Annotated in this window: 18 protein-coding genes and 1 tRNA gene; 16 read left to right on the forward strand and 3 right to left on the reverse strand. The window is 36.1% G+C overall.

Annotated elements, in window-relative coordinates:
• Positions 1-477 precede the first annotated feature (477 nt).
• Positions 478-552 carry a hypothetical protein gene (locus ACKPCA_RS05205; protein ID WP_407660175.1) on the reverse strand — a complete coding sequence of 25 codons (75 nt, stop codon included), beginning with the start codon at positions 550-552 and terminating at the stop codon, positions 478-480.
• Between ACKPCA_RS05205 and ACKPCA_RS05210 the strand changes: the two genes are divergently transcribed.
• Positions 551-871: an LUD domain-containing protein gene (locus ACKPCA_RS05210; protein ID WP_321281779.1), complete on the forward strand. Its 321-nt coding sequence runs from the start codon at positions 551-553 to the stop codon at positions 869-871. The genes ACKPCA_RS05205 and ACKPCA_RS05210 overlap by 2 nt on opposite strands.
• Positions 872-897: 26 nt before the next feature.
• Here the strand turns inward: ACKPCA_RS05210 and ACKPCA_RS05215 are convergent, their stop codons facing one another.
• Positions 898-1,764, reverse strand: a complete 867-nt coding sequence (locus ACKPCA_RS05215) for an AraC family transcriptional regulator (protein ID WP_321281780.1) — start codon at positions 1,762-1,764, stop codon at positions 898-900.
• A 114-nt stretch (positions 1,765-1,878) separates the two neighbouring features.
• Between ACKPCA_RS05215 and ACKPCA_RS05220 the strand changes: the two genes are divergently transcribed.
• The 12 genes from ACKPCA_RS05220 (at position 1,879) to ACKPCA_RS05275 (ending at position 12,748) form a co-directional block, all read left to right on the forward strand.
• Positions 1,879-2,295 carry a DoxX family membrane protein gene (locus ACKPCA_RS05220; protein WP_321281781.1) on the forward strand — a complete coding sequence of 139 codons (417 nt, stop codon included), beginning with the start codon at positions 1,879-1,881 and terminating at the stop codon, positions 2,293-2,295.
• Positions 2,292-3,233 (forward strand): polysaccharide deacetylase family protein, encoded by a 942-nt coding sequence (locus ACKPCA_RS05225; protein ID WP_321281782.1) that lies wholly within the window; start codon positions 2,292-2,294, stop codon positions 3,231-3,233. The genes ACKPCA_RS05220 and ACKPCA_RS05225 overlap by 4 nt, the downstream gene beginning before the upstream one ends.
• Positions 3,234-3,241: 8 nt before the next feature.
• The gene (locus ACKPCA_RS05230) at positions 3,242-3,721 is read left to right on the forward strand and encodes a Dps family protein (RefSeq protein WP_321281783.1); all 480 of its coding nucleotides are present in this window, start codon (positions 3,242-3,244) and stop codon (positions 3,719-3,721) included.
• Between the two features lie 202 nt (positions 3,722-3,923).
• Positions 3,924-4,667, forward strand: a complete 744-nt coding sequence (locus ACKPCA_RS05235) for a nitroreductase family protein (protein WP_321281784.1) — start codon at positions 3,924-3,926, stop codon at positions 4,665-4,667.
• Between the two features lie 133 nt (positions 4,668-4,800).
• Positions 4,801-6,141, forward strand: coding sequence for a ferredoxin reductase family protein (locus ACKPCA_RS05240; protein ID WP_321281785.1), 1,341 nt, complete (start codon positions 4,801-4,803; stop codon positions 6,139-6,141).
• A 116-nt stretch (positions 6,142-6,257) separates the two neighbouring features.
• Positions 6,258-7,148 (forward strand): SMP-30/gluconolactonase/LRE family protein, encoded by an 891-nt coding sequence (locus ACKPCA_RS05245; protein WP_321281786.1) that lies wholly within the window; start codon positions 6,258-6,260, stop codon positions 7,146-7,148.
• 7 nt (positions 7,149-7,155) lie between these two features.
• Complete coding sequence (locus ACKPCA_RS05250) at positions 7,156-7,812, forward strand: NAD(P)H-dependent oxidoreductase (RefSeq protein WP_321281787.1); 657 nt, start codon at positions 7,156-7,158, stop codon at positions 7,810-7,812.
• Entirely contained in the window at positions 7,803-8,912 is a 1,110-nt protein-coding gene (locus ACKPCA_RS05255; protein ID WP_321281788.1) for an alkene reductase, read from the forward strand. The genes ACKPCA_RS05250 and ACKPCA_RS05255 overlap by 10 nt, the downstream gene beginning before the upstream one ends.
• A 2-nt stretch (positions 8,913-8,914) precedes the next feature.
• Positions 8,915-9,949, forward strand: a complete 1,035-nt coding sequence (locus ACKPCA_RS05260) for a zinc-binding alcohol dehydrogenase family protein (RefSeq protein WP_321281789.1) — start codon at positions 8,915-8,917, stop codon at positions 9,947-9,949.
• A complete protein-coding gene (locus ACKPCA_RS05265; RefSeq protein ID WP_321281790.1) occupies positions 9,946-10,344 on the forward strand; it encodes a putative quinol monooxygenase in 399 nt (132 codons plus the stop codon). The genes ACKPCA_RS05260 and ACKPCA_RS05265 overlap by 4 nt, the downstream gene beginning before the upstream one ends.
• A gap of 218 nt (positions 10,345-10,562) precedes the next feature.
• Positions 10,563-11,027: an RteC domain-containing protein gene (locus ACKPCA_RS05270; protein WP_321281791.1), complete on the forward strand. Its 465-nt coding sequence runs from the start codon at positions 10,563-10,565 to the stop codon at positions 11,025-11,027.
• 986 nt (positions 11,028-12,013) lie between these two features.
• The gene (locus ACKPCA_RS05275) at positions 12,014-12,748 is read left to right on the forward strand and encodes a DUF6261 family protein (protein WP_321281792.1); all 735 of its coding nucleotides are present in this window, start codon (positions 12,014-12,016) and stop codon (positions 12,746-12,748) included.
• A 307-nt stretch (positions 12,749-13,055) separates the two neighbouring features.
• On the opposite strand, the gene mnmE is transcribed toward ACKPCA_RS05275, so the two are convergent.
• Positions 13,056-14,453: a tRNA uridine-5-carboxymethylaminomethyl(34) synthesis GTPase MnmE gene (gene mnmE, locus ACKPCA_RS05280; protein WP_321281793.1), complete on the reverse strand. Its 1,398-nt coding sequence runs from the start codon at positions 14,451-14,453 to the stop codon at positions 13,056-13,058.
• A gap of 247 nt (positions 14,454-14,700) precedes the next feature.
• On the opposite strand from mnmE, the gene ACKPCA_RS05285 reads away from it, so the two are divergent.
• The 3 genes from ACKPCA_RS05285 to ACKPCA_RS05295 all read left to right on the forward strand — a co-directional run bounded on the left by ACKPCA_RS05285 (position 14,701) and on the right by ACKPCA_RS05295 (position 15,671).
• Complete coding sequence (locus ACKPCA_RS05285; RefSeq protein WP_321281794.1) at positions 14,701-15,036, forward strand: DUF6686 family protein; 336 nt, start codon at positions 14,701-14,703, stop codon at positions 15,034-15,036.
• Positions 15,037-15,083: 47 nt separating this feature from the next.
• Positions 15,084-15,434 carry a hypothetical protein gene (locus tag ACKPCA_RS05290; protein ID WP_321281795.1) on the forward strand — a complete coding sequence of 117 codons (351 nt, stop codon included), beginning with the start codon at positions 15,084-15,086 and terminating at the stop codon, positions 15,432-15,434.
• Positions 15,435-15,589: 155 nt separating this feature from the next.
• Positions 15,590-15,671: transfer RNA gene (locus tag ACKPCA_RS05295), tRNA-Leu, on the forward strand.
• Positions 15,672-16,087 lie beyond the last annotated feature (416 nt).

A 16,087-nucleotide genomic window follows, 5' to 3' on the forward strand; every position in this document is an offset into this window, starting at 1 on the left:
GGAAATCGAAAAAAAGCTTTAATTTCCGATTTGGTAACTTTTCATATGCTTTATAAAACTTAAGATATAGACTTTCTTGTACACCATTCTTAATTTTACGTTTTCTTAAAATTACTTTCATTCGTTTTGACAACCCTGATTAGTGAAAATTGTAACTTATAAAGTAAAATATAAGTATAACAAAATCGATTAGGAGGAAAATAAAATAGTTTTCCTCCTAATCGATTTTCCGACTTCTCACACCACTGTACGTAACGTTCTTGTATACTGCGGTTCCATATATACAACTCTTACCTTTCGGTAACAATCAGAGAAGAAAACGTAACCTGCTTCTTGCAATCGTAGAATAGTAATAGTTCTTGAAGGAATCTAGCTATTAGCAATTTGCCAATATACTTTCCTCGTATTAGTTGACTCGTAAGCTTTGTAATTATTGATACCAAGCTTAATAAGATTCCGATACTTGGTTTTAATTCGTCAGCATCGTTTCCATATCACCATTCTTAATCGTCGACGATACCATTCATCTACCTTGATCAAGAGCTTTTTCATGTACGCCAACTTAAAGTACTGCACCCAATCTGTAATTATAGTAGCCGCACTGGCTTTTGGCCCAAAAAATATTGTTGTTTTTGTTGGAAAAAATAAAATTGTAAGAAACATCAAAGAGGCAATTGAACGAATTAAGAATATTTCGGCACCATTAAATGCTTTGAGAAATGCTGAGGTAAGACTTCCATGTCAAAAAACAGGGGTATGTATGGACTGCCAAGCGCCACATCGTATTTGTAATGTTTGGACTATAACGGAGAAGTCGTTTCCTGCAAAGCGAATTAAAATTATTCTAATAGATGAAGACTTAGGTTATTAAAAGACCGTGCCTAAATCGTTCGTGTTTTATCCATCATGCAGGCCAGCAAGAGTTTTTCTATATTCTCCAGGATTTGCCCCATACCTTTTTTTGAAATGCCTAATTAAATGACTCTCATCAGTGAACCCCAATTGAAAAGCAATTTCAGAGATGGTAAAATCACTTAATCGAATCCTATTTTCTGCAAGTGTCATTCGATAGTTTAAAATATATTGTTGTAAAGACTCTCCAGCATGTTTTTTAAAGAATATACTGATGTAATTTTTCGACATGCTGAAGTGATCAGCAATTACTTCAATCCTGGTTTTTTCAGGATCATATACATGATGACGGATGTAAGTTAGTATTTCATTTATCTTACCCTTATTAGCTTCAGCTTTAACCTGCTTTTCACAGTAAAGATTACAAATATTTCTTGCAATTATACTAAGAATCATACTTACGGCATCTGAGATTATTTCAGTACTATAATTGCGAGGATTATGGTGTTCGTCTAGTATTATTTCAGCAATATGAAGTATTCTTTTTTTATCGTCTTCATTATACCTAACATCACCTGGAATTAGATTAGGATTAAACAAGACAGATTCGATCCTTTGCATCCACTTAGCCTTTTCTTGTATATTTCCATCTTTCTTAAAGATTAGATCAGTGAACTTTAAGTAACAGAATGAGGTTCTTTCATCTACTTCGAAGTAATGAAAATCATTCGGTGCAATTAAAAAGATATCATCGGCTTTGTATTGAAAAGGCACTTCATTAATAATGTGTCTTCCTATTCCTTTCTTTATTAGAATAATCTCAAAATGATCATGATTGTGTGGTGGATAATCCCATATGTCACCTTCAAATTCCAGGACTACAAACGGAATGTGTTGTTTAAATCTAGTCATAGTCCAAATATACAATTTTATAATGAATTTATACAGGAAGGGATGCGTGGTATGAAATTAACTTTGTTGGTATCATTTTTTACAATACGAAATAATTAATAGTAAGAAGATAACATGAGAAACAAAGACAAAGAGTTGGCCTTTTTGTTTGCTAGAATAACAATGGGTATCAATTTATTGGGGCATGGCTTGGTTCGCCTTCCAAAATTATTCGATTTTAAAATATGGATGCTGGATTCTTTTCAGGATACACTGCTTCCTGCATCTTTAGTGGGTATGTGGGCAAGTGTTTTGCCATTTCTGGAACTCAGTATTGGTATTTTAATTACTGCAGGATTGTTTACTCGTAAAGCTATTGCAGGGGGGGCAATTATAATTCTGATTCTAGTTTTTGGTTCATGCCTGAAAGAGAACTGGGAATGGGTAAGCTTCCAAATGATATATGCCTTGTATTTCTTTTTCCTTATGGTTTACATTGACTACAATCAAATTTCAATAGATAATAAAATATTTAAAAATAATAAGTTATGAATATTAGAAAAATCACTTTGATCATTACCGTATTAAGCTTTGCTTTATTTGGAAATTTATTAGCGCAAAACAAATCAGAAACACATTGGCCTAACGACGCTCGTTTGGTTATATCCTTCTCTATGCAGTTTGAAACAGGAGGACAACCCGAAGGAGCAGAAAGCCCTTTTTCTGGAAATCCCCTACCAAAAGGAACACCTGACTTACCAGCCGAAAGCTGGTTTCGGTATGGTGCTACTGAAGGAGTTTACCGCATGCTTAATTTGTGGGACAAGCATGGTATAAAAGTTACATCACATGTTGTGGGTGAAGCGGCTCGCAAGTATCCTGAAGTTGCTAAAGCCATTGCCAACAGGGGGCATGAAATTGCAGCACATGGTATTGCGTGGGACGACCAGTGGAACTTATCCTATAAAGATGAACTCAAGTTTGTAAAAAACGGGGTTGACCTTGTAGAGAATTTAACCGGACAAAGAGCCGTAGGATACAACTGCAATTGGTTACGTCGAAGTGTAAATACATTGAAAGTACTACAGGAGTTGGATTTTTTGTATCACATTGATGATGTCAGTCGTGATGAGCCTTTCATTACCATGGTGCGAAATAAAAAATTCGTAGTGATGCCGTATACTCTACGAAATAACGATATCGTAAACATTGCTGGAAAGAATTGGAGTCCCGACCAGTTTCTTTATCAGCTAAAGGCTGAATTTGACCAACTGTATAAAGAGGCTGGTACAAAACGAAGAATGATGAGTGTAAGCCTTCATGACCGCATTGGAGGTTCACCTGCCGTAGTTAAGGTTGTTGATGAATTCATTCAGTATGCAAAGAAACATGGAGGTGTCGTTTTTATGCGAAAAGATGAGATTGCCAAAATGGTTCTAAATGATCCTGATACCCCAGTTGACAATTCCGAAATCAAGTATAATAAATAAAAAAAGCTATGGATAAGAAAATAAACATTGGCATTACAGATGCCAACCGCCAGAAGGTAGCCGAAGGGCTAAGCAAGTTATTGGCCGATGAATATGTATTGGTAACCAAAACGCGTAATGCACACTGGAATGTAGTGGGTATTGACTTTGCCGATAAACACAAGTTGTTCGAAGATCAATACAATAAAATCAATGAATACATTGATGATATAGCCGAACGTGTAAGAATACTTGGACATTATCCTCCTTCTAATATGAGTAGCTTTTTGAAACTCTCAGAATTGGACGAGAATCTTTCCGGACCTAATACTTCATCTGCATTTATACAAATACTGTTAGATGATCACGAAACAATCATTCGTTACATGCGAGGATTAATCAATCCCTTTAATGATCAATATGATGATGCGGGTAATGCAGATTTTATAACCATGTTGGTTGAAGAACATGAAAAATTAGCTTGGTTTCTTAGAGCCCATGTATTATAAAACTTTGTATTGTCCCATGAGTACCAAAGACTAAAAAAAGGTCTTTGTTTCAAGAATTGAGTACTTAATACTTGAAGGTTATTCATTAAATATACTATTTAATCATCAGAATAATAATAATAATAATAATAATAATAATAATAATAATAATATAAGGATATAGCTTATCCTAATTTTGGACTTTAAATAATTTCGTTGAAAAATGAAAAATAGGATTTTAATTTTAGCGGTTGTAGCAGGAATTTTAGGGGCCTGTACACAAAAAGAAGAAACATCAAATGTATCTGTTGGTAATCAAATCATCAAAGATATGAACACTCGTTATACGGCAAAAGTCTATGATAAAACAAAACGTGTCTCACTAGAAGATTTGACAACAATAGAAGAAGTATTACGCTTATCGCCTTCATCTATTAACTCGCAGCCATGGAAATTTATTGTTATTAGAAGTGATGAAGCAAAACAACGTTTTGCAAGTACTTTTAAAAAATATAAATTCAATAAACCTCACGCTACAGATGCGTCGGAAATAATCCTTTTTGCCAATAAAGTGCATTTTAGCAAAGAGGATTACAAAAAACGATTAGACGCTAGTATGGCCGCCGGACGCTTGAATCAAAAAGGATATGATAAACGGCTGGAAGCATCATTCGGATTTGCGAAGATGGTGGCTGATGAAAATGGAAACAATGGACATTGGACAAAAGCTCAAACGTACATTGCCTTGGGTAACGTGTTACACGCATTAGCACGCCTGAATATCGATTCTACACCAATGGAAGGGGTCAATGCTGATGAAATTCAAAAAGAATTTGCCAAAGAGTTAGGTGATGATTACGAATGTACTTTTGCTTTGGCAATCGGTTATCACAAAGATGGGAAAGATTACAACCGTAAATTACCTAAAGCACGTATGGCAAAAGAAGATGTCATCACTGAACTTTAATTGAATTAAAAAATATTTTTATTTGTATGTAAAGGCAGTTAATGAATTGTCTTTACCTTTTTGTTCAGAGTTTGCCTAATATAAATTCTCAAAGAATAATAATAGGTAGCTCTAATAAAATTGGAAATCTAGTATGAGCAAAATAAAACTAGCACTACTCTTATCATTTGTTTTTATCACCTTAATTTGGTTTTTTACAAATACGCTGCTGTATATTCCGTTTGATTCCAACTTATTTACGAAGAGTTTGACTCAATATACCGGAATCATTGCATTTTCTGCTATGACTTTTGCAATGATATTGGCAACTCGTCCTGTGTGGATTGAAAAACGATTGGGCGGACTTGATAAAATCTACCGTCTTCATAAATGGCTTGGTATTGTTGCATTTTCGTTTTCCGTTTTGCACTGGTTAGTGTCAAAATTGCCAGACTGGTGGTCACAATTAGATAAGTTAATAATTTTAGATGCTATTTCAGGCGCCACTGAAAATTTAGACCTTACACCTATCGCATTTGAAGTATTTTTGGAATCTCTTGAAACTCTGGCTCTTCAAGTAGGTGAGTACGCATTTTATTTAGCAGTTTTATTTCTCACTATGGCCTTGCTAAAGAAAATACCCTATCGCATTTTTGCAAAAACTCACATTGCAATGGCAATAATTTATTTGGTGTTAGTTTTTCATTCGTTTGCACTTATGTATATCAATTATTGGACACAACCAATTGGTATAATTATGGCAATTATAATGATAGTAGGAGCAATTTCTTCGTTTATTGTTCTTCTGGGGCAAGTGGGCAGGAAACGAAAGTTTAAAGGTTCTATTCAGTCTATCAATACATATCCCGATATGAATATGTTTGAATTAATAGTGAAAAGCGATAACTGGAAAGGACATAATGAAGGGCAATTTGCATTTCTGAAATTTGAAAAAAAAGAGCTGCATCATCCCTTTACAATAAGTTCGGCTTGGGATAAAAAGACCAAAAATATCAGTTTTACAATTAAGGCTCTTGGTGATTATACCAATACTTTGGCCGATAAATTAAAAATTGGCGATTCGATAGTACTCGAAGGTGCTTATGGCGATTTTACTTTTAAGGACAACAAAGAAAGTCAAATATGGATAGCCGGAGGTGTTGGCATTACTCCTTTTCTAGCACGAATGGAGCGTTTGGCACAACAGAATAATATGCAAAAAATTGATTTTTTCTACTCAGTAATAAAATTAGATTCTAATTTTAAGAAAAAGTTACAGCAACTCTCAGCAGAAGCCAACATCAATTTACACTTATTTGAAACCTCTAAATCAGCTTTAATTTCAGGAAACCATATCCGAAATTCTGTTTCGAATTGGAAATCTGCAAGTGTTTGGTTTTGTGGACCCTCAAAAATGGGTGAATCAATAAAGAAATACCTTCAAAGAAATGGACTTAATTCAAAATTTCATCAAGAATTATTTGAAATGCGCTAATTTATTTGAGAAGATGGCAAATGGAACTTTGTTTAATTATCTACGAATGTAAATGCGCATAAATATTTTCTACTATTAAAGTATTCTAATTGAATTATTAGCAAAAAATCAAAAGAATGAAAAAGCAATTTTATACACTTTTATTGGTACTAATAGTATCAATTGTACAAGCGCAAAACAAATTACCCTTTCAGTTGGAAAAACAATGGGAAACAGCAGGGTTTAGTAATCCCGAAAGTGTAGTACTCGACACAGAAAATAATGTGTTGTATGTATCCAATGTAAATGGTACCCCAACAGATAAAGATGGTAATGGTTACATATCAAAAGTTAGCCTGGAAGGTGAAATACTTGAAAAAAAATGGGCTTCAGAAGGGTTAAATGCCCCAAAAGGACTTGCTATTTACAAGGGGAAACTATATGCTGCCGATATTGACAAAATTGTTGAAATCGATATTAAAAGTAGAAGGGTTTCCACACATGAAATTCCAGATGCTACTTTTTTAAATGATGTAAGCATAGATAAGAAGGGCAATGTATATGTGAGTAATACCTTTGGTTTTAGTGCTATCTATAGGCTTCCCGCAAGAGGTAATAGAAAACTTGAAAAGTGGATTGAGGGCGACCAACTGTACATGCCCAATGGTTTGTATACTACATCGAAATATTTATATGCAGCGGGCTGGGGAAACAATTTGAATCCAGAAACCTATGAAACCAAAGAACAAGGTTTTTTATATCGAATCGACCTGAAAAGTAGAAATGTTGAAATTGTCAGTAAACCAATAGGAAACCTGGATGGTTTAAGCCAGACGTTACATGGTTTCCTGCTTACAGACTGGCTAAAGGGGGAGTTACTATACTATTCAACCCAACAAGGTACTGTTATTTCAGTCTTGGATCTGCCAAAGGGTAGCGCTGATACCTATTTCGATAAAAATTCCAAAACCATTTATATCCCTTTAATGATGGATAATAAGATAATGAGTTATCAATTAAAAAAATGATTTACCGATGAATAAACAGGAAATATTAAATGCTTATTGGTTTCGTCATGCCTGTAAGGAGTTTGACGTAAATAAAAAAATTACAGACGAAGATTTTAAATTTATTCTGGAAACAGGACGCCTTTCGCCAAGTTCCTTTGGCTTTGAGCCCTGGCATTTTGTGGTAGTTCAGGATAAGGAGCTTCGCAATGCACTGAAAGAAAATGCATGGGGAGCACCTCTAAAACTTGATACAGCCAGTCATTTTATATTGTGCCTTACCATGAAAAAGCCACTCATGTTCTGGGACAGTGAATACATTCAAAACTTCATGAAAAATGTACAACAGTTACCCGAAGATGTAATTAAAGGTAAGGGGGAGTTTTTCGAAAACTTCCAGAAATCGGATTTTGATCTTACAAATGAAAGAAAGCTATTTGACTGGGCATCCAAGCAAGCTTACATTGCCTTGGGCAATATGATGACCTCCGCAGCAATGATTGGGATTGACACTTGCCCTATTGAAGGTTTCCACCAGGAGAAAACAGAAGCCTTGTTGGAGGAAAAGTTTGGGGTTGACACCGAAAAATTTGGGCTATCATATATGTTGGCATTTGGTTACAGGCAAAGAGAACCAAATACTAAAACTCGTAGAAACTTAAATGAAATTGTATCATGGAAATAAGACATCTTTTTGACCCATATAAAATGGGTGCCATTGAGTTAAAAAACCGTTTTCTCATGGCTCCTATGACACGATCACGCAGCACTCAACCTGGAGATGTGCCAAATTCTTTAATGGCAGAATATTATGGACAAAGGAGTTCCGCCGGATTAATTATTACTGAGGCTACACAAGTGTCCTTGCAAGGTAAAGGTTATGCCCAAACACCGGGCATATATACCAAAGAGCAAGTGGAAGGATGGAAGCTGATAACGGAAGAAGTACACAAAAATGGGGGTAAAATATTCTTGCAACTATGGCATGTTGGCAGGGTATCCAGTTCAAAGGTGAATGGTTTACAGCCAATTGCTCCTTCAGCTCGTACTGCGAAGGATACCAGCGTTTATATTTTCGACGGGACATCTAATGGAGATGCCACATTTGTGCCTGTAGAAAAGCCAAGAGCAATGACCTATAAAGATATTGATCAGGTGATTGAAGAGTTTGCCACTGCTGCTATTAATGCCAATGAAGCGGATTTTGATGGTGTAGAAATTCATGGGGCTAACGGCTATTTAATAGATCAGTTCTTACGTAGCAATTCAAACCAAAGAATAGATGAATACGGTATTAACACAACCAATCGTATTCGTTTTCTAATAAGAGTAACTCAAGCTGTAATCCAAAAAGTAGGAAAAGAAAAAGTGGGTGTTCGATTATCTCCTTTTATCAAATTTAAAGACATGGATGATCCTAAAATTTTGGATACCATAATGCTTGCTTGTCAGGAATTGGATAAAATGGGAGTTGCCTACATTCATTTATGTGAAGCTGATTGGGATGATGCACCAGAAATTCCTACTGAATTTAGAATAAAGCTTAGAGAGGTTTTCAGTAATACCATCATTGCAACAGGTAATAAAACTCCTGAGGAAGGCGAAATGCTTTTGAAAGCAAATTTGGTTGACTTGATTGGCTTTGGACGTAAATTTCTGACCAATCCGGATTATCCTGAAAGGGTAAAGCAGAATGCACTACTTAATGAAATTTCTGACGGTCATACATTGTTTGGTGGAGGCGATGCTAGAGGTTATACAGATTACCCATATATGAAAGGTTGAAAATGAAAGCAATCGGATTTAAAAAATCATTGCCTATCAGTGAAGCAGACAGTCTTATTGAGTTGGATTTGGTACAGCCCATTCCTACTGCTAATGATATACTTGTTAAGATTGAAGCCATATCAGTAAATCCTGTTGATTATAAAGTTCGACAGAATACAAATCTACTGCAGCCTCATGATCAGCCCAAGATATTGGGATGGGATGCTGCAGGAACGGTTGTGGCTGTTGGTGACAAAGTGGATTATTTTAAGTTGGGCGACCGGGTGTTTTATGCAGGAGACATTACGCGACAGGGAAGTTATGCGGAATTTCAGTTGGTTGATGAAAATCTTGTAGGTCATTTACCGGAAAGTATTCCGTTTTTAGAGGCTGCTGCAATGCCATTGACTTCACTTACTGCGTGGGAAGCTCTGTTTGAAAAAATGAAATTGGACCAAGAGGATACATGCTCAAAATCAATTTTGATTATTGGAGGGGCTGGCGGAGTTGGTTCGGTTGCCATTCAGTTGGTAAAGCAAATGACGGGATTACATCTTATTACTACTGCATCCAGGTTAGAATCAAAGAAGTGGTGTAAGAATATGGGGGCAGATCTTGTAGTGGATCACAGGAACTTGGTTGGGGAGATGCAACAGGCCGGCCATGAACATGTTGATTTTATATTGAACTGTGTGAACACGGACGACTATTGGGAAATCATGTCCAAATTGATTAAACCAGAGGGGCATATCTGTTGTATCGCAGAAAGTAAGTGGGCATTAGACTTGAATATGATCCGAATGAAAAGTGTTACACTTTCGTGGGAATATGTATTTACAAAAGCAATATATATAACAGAAGGACAGAATGTTCAGCGAAATATCTTAAACCAGCTTGCTGGCCTTATGGAAAGTAAAAAAATCAAATCAACATTGAATTGCGTATATAAAAAATTCTGTGTGGAAACTTTGAAGGAAGTACATAGAAAAATGGAATCCGGCAGTTCCATCGGAAAAACAGTGATAGATTTTATAAATATAAAATCCTGTACATGAAAGCTAAATATCTCATCACCTTCATAATGATAGCTGTCATTAACCTTTTATGGGGTATTGATGCTAAAACAAATGAATTAACAACTCAAAAAAACTCAAAACAGATGGAAACTATTACACTGGTTGCTAGCATAACTACTAAAAAAGGAAGTGAAGTCCAAATGCTTGAATTGTTAAAACAATTAGTTGTAAAAAGTAGAAAAGAAAAAGGATGTATTCGGTATGATTTGCATCTCAGTGTGGAAAAGCCCAATGTGTTTGTTATGTATGAAATCTGGAAAAGTCAAGAGGCTTTGAATAAACATATGCAAACTGTCCATTTTATCGGATATAAAGAGAATTCAAAGGAAATACTTGAATCCCTGGATGTATTGAAGCTAAAAAAACTGGATTAAGACAAACTAGGGAGCAATTAAGAAAATTAATATTAGCGATGTGCTTAACGTTTTGCTAACAGCGGCAGTTATTATTTTGATTTTAAGTTTAAAATAATAAATATGATCCAGACAATATCCGTTGGGAGAAATGGTAGGTAAGTCAATTTTAAATTAGTTTATCTTAGCTATCACTCTGAAGACAATTCTTAGATCAATAAACTTAAACTTGTGATTCTATGAATGAGATATACGTGCAAATGAGTCAAAATTTGGAGAAAAAACTCATGACTTTAAAAGATACGAATGAGGATGTACTTTTTGTCATTGAGAAAGCCATTGGTCTCTGTACTTTAGTTTTGCATAAAATGAAGGAGTTGGTCTCAGAAAAAGACTTTACAGATAAAGCTAGTGAAATTCATTTCTTTAAACATATCAAACCAAGAGTATATGCTAAGCTTGTTTTTTATTTGAAACTTTTAAAAATAGAAACTCATAGGCCCTTATTTCCACAAGAAAATCAGCTCAATAAAGTTAACCCTCGAAAAGAATTTTTCAGGATTGGATTGAAAGAAATCAAGGAGGAGATTGAAAGTCAAAAGATCGAAGCCAAGTGGACATTGAAGGCTGAAGCTAGAGAATACAGAGAAAGTATAGCGTTAGCAAATCAAAAGAAATTAACTGAGGAAATAATTCTAAATTAGAATAACTTATAATATGAAGGCCAACCATTGGGTTGGCTTTTTTGTGTATTGTTGGGGGCGTTCCAAATCAATAAATAGAATTAAAAAGATACTCTACATCACACTTCCACACCATCAAAATAATAACCCCAAAATTCCAAAATAAATACCGCATAGCCAGCACCCGATTAAAGGATTGGGATTATGGCAGCAATGCCATTTATTTTGCAAGCATCTGTACGAATGAAAGTGAACATTATTTAGTTGAAATTTTGAGTGGCAAAATGCAATTGAATGGGATAGGAGAATAGGTGCAAATGGAATAGATCAGGAAATAAATATTTTCTACTAATATTCAATCTTTCTCAAAAGGCCATCTGTAAAGGCTTTGCTCAATATTTTTCTTGAGTCAGCCTATCGCCCAACAAAAAGTTGATGCTCTGGCTCGCCCCAGAGGGTTAAAAAATCAAAAATTGACCACCTAAATTGCGCCAGAGGGTCGCCGAGCAAATTTTTAAGCTCCTGGCTTGCGCCAGCACATTGCCGAGCGAAAAATTGATCTGCTGGCTAGCCACAGGAGCTCAATTTGCAAAAAGTTGACGTCCTGAATTGCGCCAGAGGGTGAATTTTCAAAATTTTGATAGGCTGGAACAAGAAAAATACTCTCCTGTAGTTTAAGTGAGAGGATAAATTCTCACAGAGAAAAGTTTGACATTTTTTGGTGCTAGTTTCCGTCTTGGTTCTCTTGTAATTTGTTGGGATACTTTCTAAAATGTTGTATAAACACCTGTAAAGCCTAATTTGTTTGAATTTATAATTATGAGTATTTAACTGGTAATATAAGTTCGTTTGGTTTGATGTATTTTTTTGCATGAATATCAATGCCTAATGATCTAAAAAATAAATATTAAAAAATCATAGTAATATTATTGTGTTCAAAAAATAATCTACTAAATTTATTATTCTGTTAATAAATGTTGCTTGGTTAACCTTTAAATTTTTGAGATATGTTTATAAAAATGACTTTTAGTCTGTTGCTTATCGACGAATTATTGGGATATGGCAACAAAATTTCAAAGCATCTTAAATCTATAGATACAGAAGGTTTACAGTTAGATGCTGCAATGGCAAAATTCGATGCAATGTTGGCAACAGCATTGAAAGCTTCCAATAGGAGCAAGTCGAGTGATTTTACATCTCTATTACACGAGAAAGATTTTCGTAGAGATGAATCATATGTGGCTTTTCGCAATTTAATGGAGGCTTGTATGCATCGAAATAATGAAACGGTTGCAAATGCAGGCGATAAAATTTGTAGAATTATCAGAGGGCATGGATGGTCTTTGCATGCAGGTGGTCAAAAGAATCAATCTGCAAAAATGGCTAGCTTAAGTGAGGAGTTGAATTCGGAGGCGAATCAAGCTCTTATTGCTGCTGTAGGTGGTACAGATTGGTATACCGAAATGCTTAATGATAATGCGGCTTACGAAGCGCTTGCAGAAGAAAAATCGGTAATTGAAACTCAGAAGGCAGATTACAACACAGATCAGGTTTACAAGAATTTGCGTTTGGCCTGTGAAGAGTTGTTTGATACCATTGAGGTTTTGAATCGCATTGCGCCCAACCAAAAGTATGAAGCGATAGCTGCATTCGTTAATGATTGCTCGCAAGTGTACATGACGGATGCACGTACGCGCAAAACCAAAAACGCAAAAGAAGAAATAGAAGAACAAGAGGCATAAATAAAAAAGCAGAGGCTCCACAAATTCTCGAGTTAAACCGACGAAAGTTTTAAAAGGGAATTAAGGGCCTCGGCTTACTGACAAAAATAAAAGCATTTTGTTAGTATTTATCTATCCTCGAAAGTTTTTATACCAACAACATTTTTTAACGGGTAAATCCTCCTTTTCTTAAGGGGGATTTTTTGTGGGATAATTTTCTTATCCTGCTCATTTGTATGCAAGGAGAGCCGATTAGAGTGGAAGGTAGGCCTTTTAATAAAAAAAGCCCCCAAATTGGAGGCTTTCTGAATGATATATTTGGATTGGTTTATTTACCGATACAAAAGTTTTTGAATATGTTCCCAAGGACTTCATCGGTTGAGATATCACCAGTGATCTCACCAAGGAAATGAAGGCATTCACGAATGTCTTGTGCCAGGAAGTCGGTCGGAATCAGTGTTTGCAATCCATCATTCACACGATCGATGCTACCCAAGGCATTTTTAAGGGCCTCAAAATGGCGAATGTTGGTTACAATCACATCCTGCTCGTTTACCTTGCTCATGTTCACCGATTTTAACAATTCGGCGGTAAGCGCATCGATATTTTGCTTCTGCTTGGCCGAAATGAACAACAATTTGTCCTCTGCTTGCATGCCAATTAAGTTCTTGGCAATCTCCTGAGGGTTTTCAATCAAATCGATCTTGTTGATACAAACCACAAGATGCTGTGAATCGCGATCTATGGTTTTGTTCACGCTGGCAAGCGATTCGTTAATGCGTTCCATGTCTCGGTCGGCATCTACCAATAACATTACAATTTGTGCCTGCTTCATTTTGCTGTAGGTACGCTCAATCCCCATACTCTCGATACGGTCCTTGGTGGTTCTTATACCTGCAGTATCGATAAAACGGAAGGTAATTCCGCCCAGATTGATGGTGTCTTCGATCACATCGCGGGTTGTACCCTCAATATCGGAAACAATGGCTCTGTCTTCGTTCAAAAGGGCATTCAGAAGGGTAGATTTCCCCACATTGGTATTTCCCACAATGGCTACAGGAACCCCATTCTTAATTACATTCCCCAACTCAAAGGAATCCACCAGTCTCTGAATCAAGTTTTGGATTTCATTCACCAGCTTGGTCAATTGTGTTCTGTCGGCAAATTCAACATCCTCTTCGCTAAAATCAAGCTCCAGCTCAATTAAGGAAATGAAGTTGAGCAATCGTTCACGCAATCTGGCAATCTCGCTGGAAAAGCCACCACGCATTTGCTGTAGCGCCACTTTATGGGCAGCAGCAGAGTTGGAAGCAATCAAATCGGCAACCGCCTCGGCCTGCGACAGGTCCATTTTGCCATTTAAAAAGGCACGTTGGGTAAACTCACCCGGATTGGCTGTGCGTGCTCCATTCTTGATTAAAGTTTGCAGAATGCGGTGCTGAATAAAAGGAGCACCGTGACAAGCGATTTCAACCGAATTTTCGCCGGTGTAGGAGTGTGGAGCTTTGAATAAGCTTACCAGTACTTCATCAATAACCTCACCTTCATCCTGAATGGTTCCAAAATGTACGGTATTGGCTTTCTGTTCACTTATTTTTTTGCTTTTAACAGGCGTAAAAACTTTCTCGCAAATATCGAGAGCATTTTCTCCCGAAAGGCGCACAATGGCAATGGCTCCATTGCCCGGAGCAGTTGATATTGCGCATATGGTGGATTGATCGATCATAAACAAATCATTTAAATATTGAATACAGGCTGTATTGCCCGTTCCAGATTTAGAATCAACAAAGATAGTTGAGAATTTATGAATTATAAATGATAATGATGAATTATCAATTGTGAATTTTAATATTGGAATTTGCTGATTGGGTTTTGTGGCTTGGGGTTTGGATTTTAAAATATCCCAACATATTGGTATTGTTAAAGCAGCACATTTCCGATTAATTTGTGTAATTAATCTAAATAAGAACAGTATGATATACAACAGAACGTCTAATGGCTGTTTATTTAAATGTGATTCCTGCCAGTCAATCCATATGGAATTCAATAATATGAATATCAATTTTTCGAGTAAGGATAAATATTATCAGTTTGCAGAATATCTTCACGATATTAATATTGCGGCAGCGGTAAAGCAGAATGCTCATTCGCCTTATCAAAGAAAAATTGTAATCCCTATTGGGAGTGGTAGCTGTAATTTCATGTTGCACCCTGGTGAATTAGAGGATTTAAAAAGACTTTGTCTATTACGGCTCGATACAAATATCCTAAACATGTCGAAACTTGAGATTGATTTTAGTTTAAACTAAATAATGTTTCCTACTTTTGTTTCTCATTTATTAAATACCTCAAATTGATGAAGAACATTACAGGACGTTGGTCGTTTAACGAAGATTTTGGATTTGGTACCGATGAAGGTTTTGCCGAATTTACCCAAGAAGGAGAGAAGCTTACCGGGGTTGTAGTTTATACCGAACGAATAGAAGGAGAAACTCCTTTTCGTGTTCAGCAAGATGTGGAAGGAAGTTTCGATGGCACCAACTTTAGCGTAACAGGCACAAATGTGGAGCTTTTAGATTGTGAAAAGCAGTTTGAGTATCATTTGGATACCTGGGAAGGCATCTTGAATTCTCAAAATCAAATCGTAGGTCACAGCTACGATCATCATGAGTGCTATGGTGTTTTTGTGATGAAGCCAATTGACTAATTAAAGTGAAATTTTTTTATAAAAAATCTTCGTTTGAAAATCAGTGTGTTGTGGCTGAATCTTCCATTTTTAAAGGGGTTGGTGAGGTTTTTTAGCCAAAAGAATTTTGTAGGAAAAGAAAAAATACTCATATTTGCACCGCAATCAAACGCAAGGCGGATGTGGCGTAATTGGTAGCCGCGCTAGACTTAGGATCTAGTGCCTTCGGGCGTGGGGGTTCGAGTCCCTTCATCCGCACTCGAACGAAAAGGATCAACGAAAGTTGGTCCTTTTTTGTTTTCTGAAAGTCTCGAAAAGTTTGAATGTGGAAAAGTTGTAAAATTGAAAAGTCAATGCGATAAAACACTTTCATGTAATTCGCAATTCACTTTCACACATAACAAAACCACCAAGTATGAAAAACTTTCATTACTGGGCGTTTTCCCTTGAATCATGAATGTTTTTATATCCATGATTCCGCTGTGATGTTTCAGGCTGCTTTATATACTGATAAGCATGTAAAGAAAAGTTCACAAATTGATTTTGTAAATACGGCATTTACGCCGTATCTACCAATATGATTTACTGTTCAAGCATCGGTTTAAAAGCAGGCTTTTTTTAGTCTACCCCTAAATCCCCTAAAAGGGACTTTTGCTTGTACTCTTTCATAGCTT

It is taken from the genome of Marinifilum fragile (assembly GCF_963677365.1).
Lineage (GTDB): Bacteria > Bacteroidota > Bacteroidia > Bacteroidales > Marinifilaceae > Marinifilum > Marinifilum fragile.

Excerpts from the sequence above, each read along its gene's own strand:
- ACKPCA_RS05210 (WP_321281779.1), top strand. The coding sequence starts at position 551 with ATGTACGCCAACTTAAAGTACTGCACCCAATCTGTAATTATAGTAGCC.
- ACKPCA_RS05215 (WP_321281780.1), bottom strand. The coding sequence starts at position 1,764 with ATGACTAGATTTAAACAACACATTCCGTTTGTAGTCCTGGAATTTGAA.
- ACKPCA_RS05220 (WP_321281781.1), top strand. The coding sequence starts at position 1,879 with ATGAGAAACAAAGACAAAGAGTTGGCCTTTTTGTTTGCTAGAATAACA.
- ACKPCA_RS05225 (WP_321281782.1), top strand. The coding sequence starts at position 2,292 with ATGAATATTAGAAAAATCACTTTGATCATTACCGTATTAAGCTTTGCT.
- ACKPCA_RS05230 (WP_321281783.1), top strand. The coding sequence starts at position 3,242 with ATGGATAAGAAAATAAACATTGGCATTACAGATGCCAACCGCCAGAAG.
- ACKPCA_RS05235 (WP_321281784.1), top strand. The coding sequence starts at position 3,924 with ATGAAAAATAGGATTTTAATTTTAGCGGTTGTAGCAGGAATTTTAGGG.
- ACKPCA_RS05240 (WP_321281785.1), top strand. The coding sequence starts at position 4,801 with ATGAGCAAAATAAAACTAGCACTACTCTTATCATTTGTTTTTATCACC.
- ACKPCA_RS05245 (WP_321281786.1), top strand. The coding sequence starts at position 6,258 with ATGAAAAAGCAATTTTATACACTTTTATTGGTACTAATAGTATCAATT.
- ACKPCA_RS05250 (WP_321281787.1), top strand. The coding sequence starts at position 7,156 with ATGAATAAACAGGAAATATTAAATGCTTATTGGTTTCGTCATGCCTGT.
- ACKPCA_RS05255 (WP_321281788.1), top strand. The coding sequence starts at position 7,803 with ATGGAAATAAGACATCTTTTTGACCCATATAAAATGGGTGCCATTGAG.
- ACKPCA_RS05260 (WP_321281789.1), top strand. The coding sequence starts at position 8,915 with ATGAAAGCAATCGGATTTAAAAAATCATTGCCTATCAGTGAAGCAGAC.
- ACKPCA_RS05265 (WP_321281790.1), top strand. The coding sequence starts at position 9,946 with ATGAAAGCTAAATATCTCATCACCTTCATAATGATAGCTGTCATTAAC.
- ACKPCA_RS05270 (WP_321281791.1), top strand. The coding sequence starts at position 10,563 with ATGAATGAGATATACGTGCAAATGAGTCAAAATTTGGAGAAAAAACTC.
- ACKPCA_RS05275 (WP_321281792.1), top strand. The coding sequence starts at position 12,014 with ATGTTTATAAAAATGACTTTTAGTCTGTTGCTTATCGACGAATTATTG.
- mnmE (WP_321281793.1), bottom strand. The coding sequence starts at position 14,453 with ATGATCGATCAATCCACCATATGCGCAATATCAACTGCTCCGGGCAAT.
- ACKPCA_RS05285 (WP_321281794.1), top strand. The coding sequence starts at position 14,701 with ATGATATACAACAGAACGTCTAATGGCTGTTTATTTAAATGTGATTCC.
- ACKPCA_RS05290 (WP_321281795.1), top strand. The coding sequence starts at position 15,084 with ATGAAGAACATTACAGGACGTTGGTCGTTTAACGAAGATTTTGGATTT.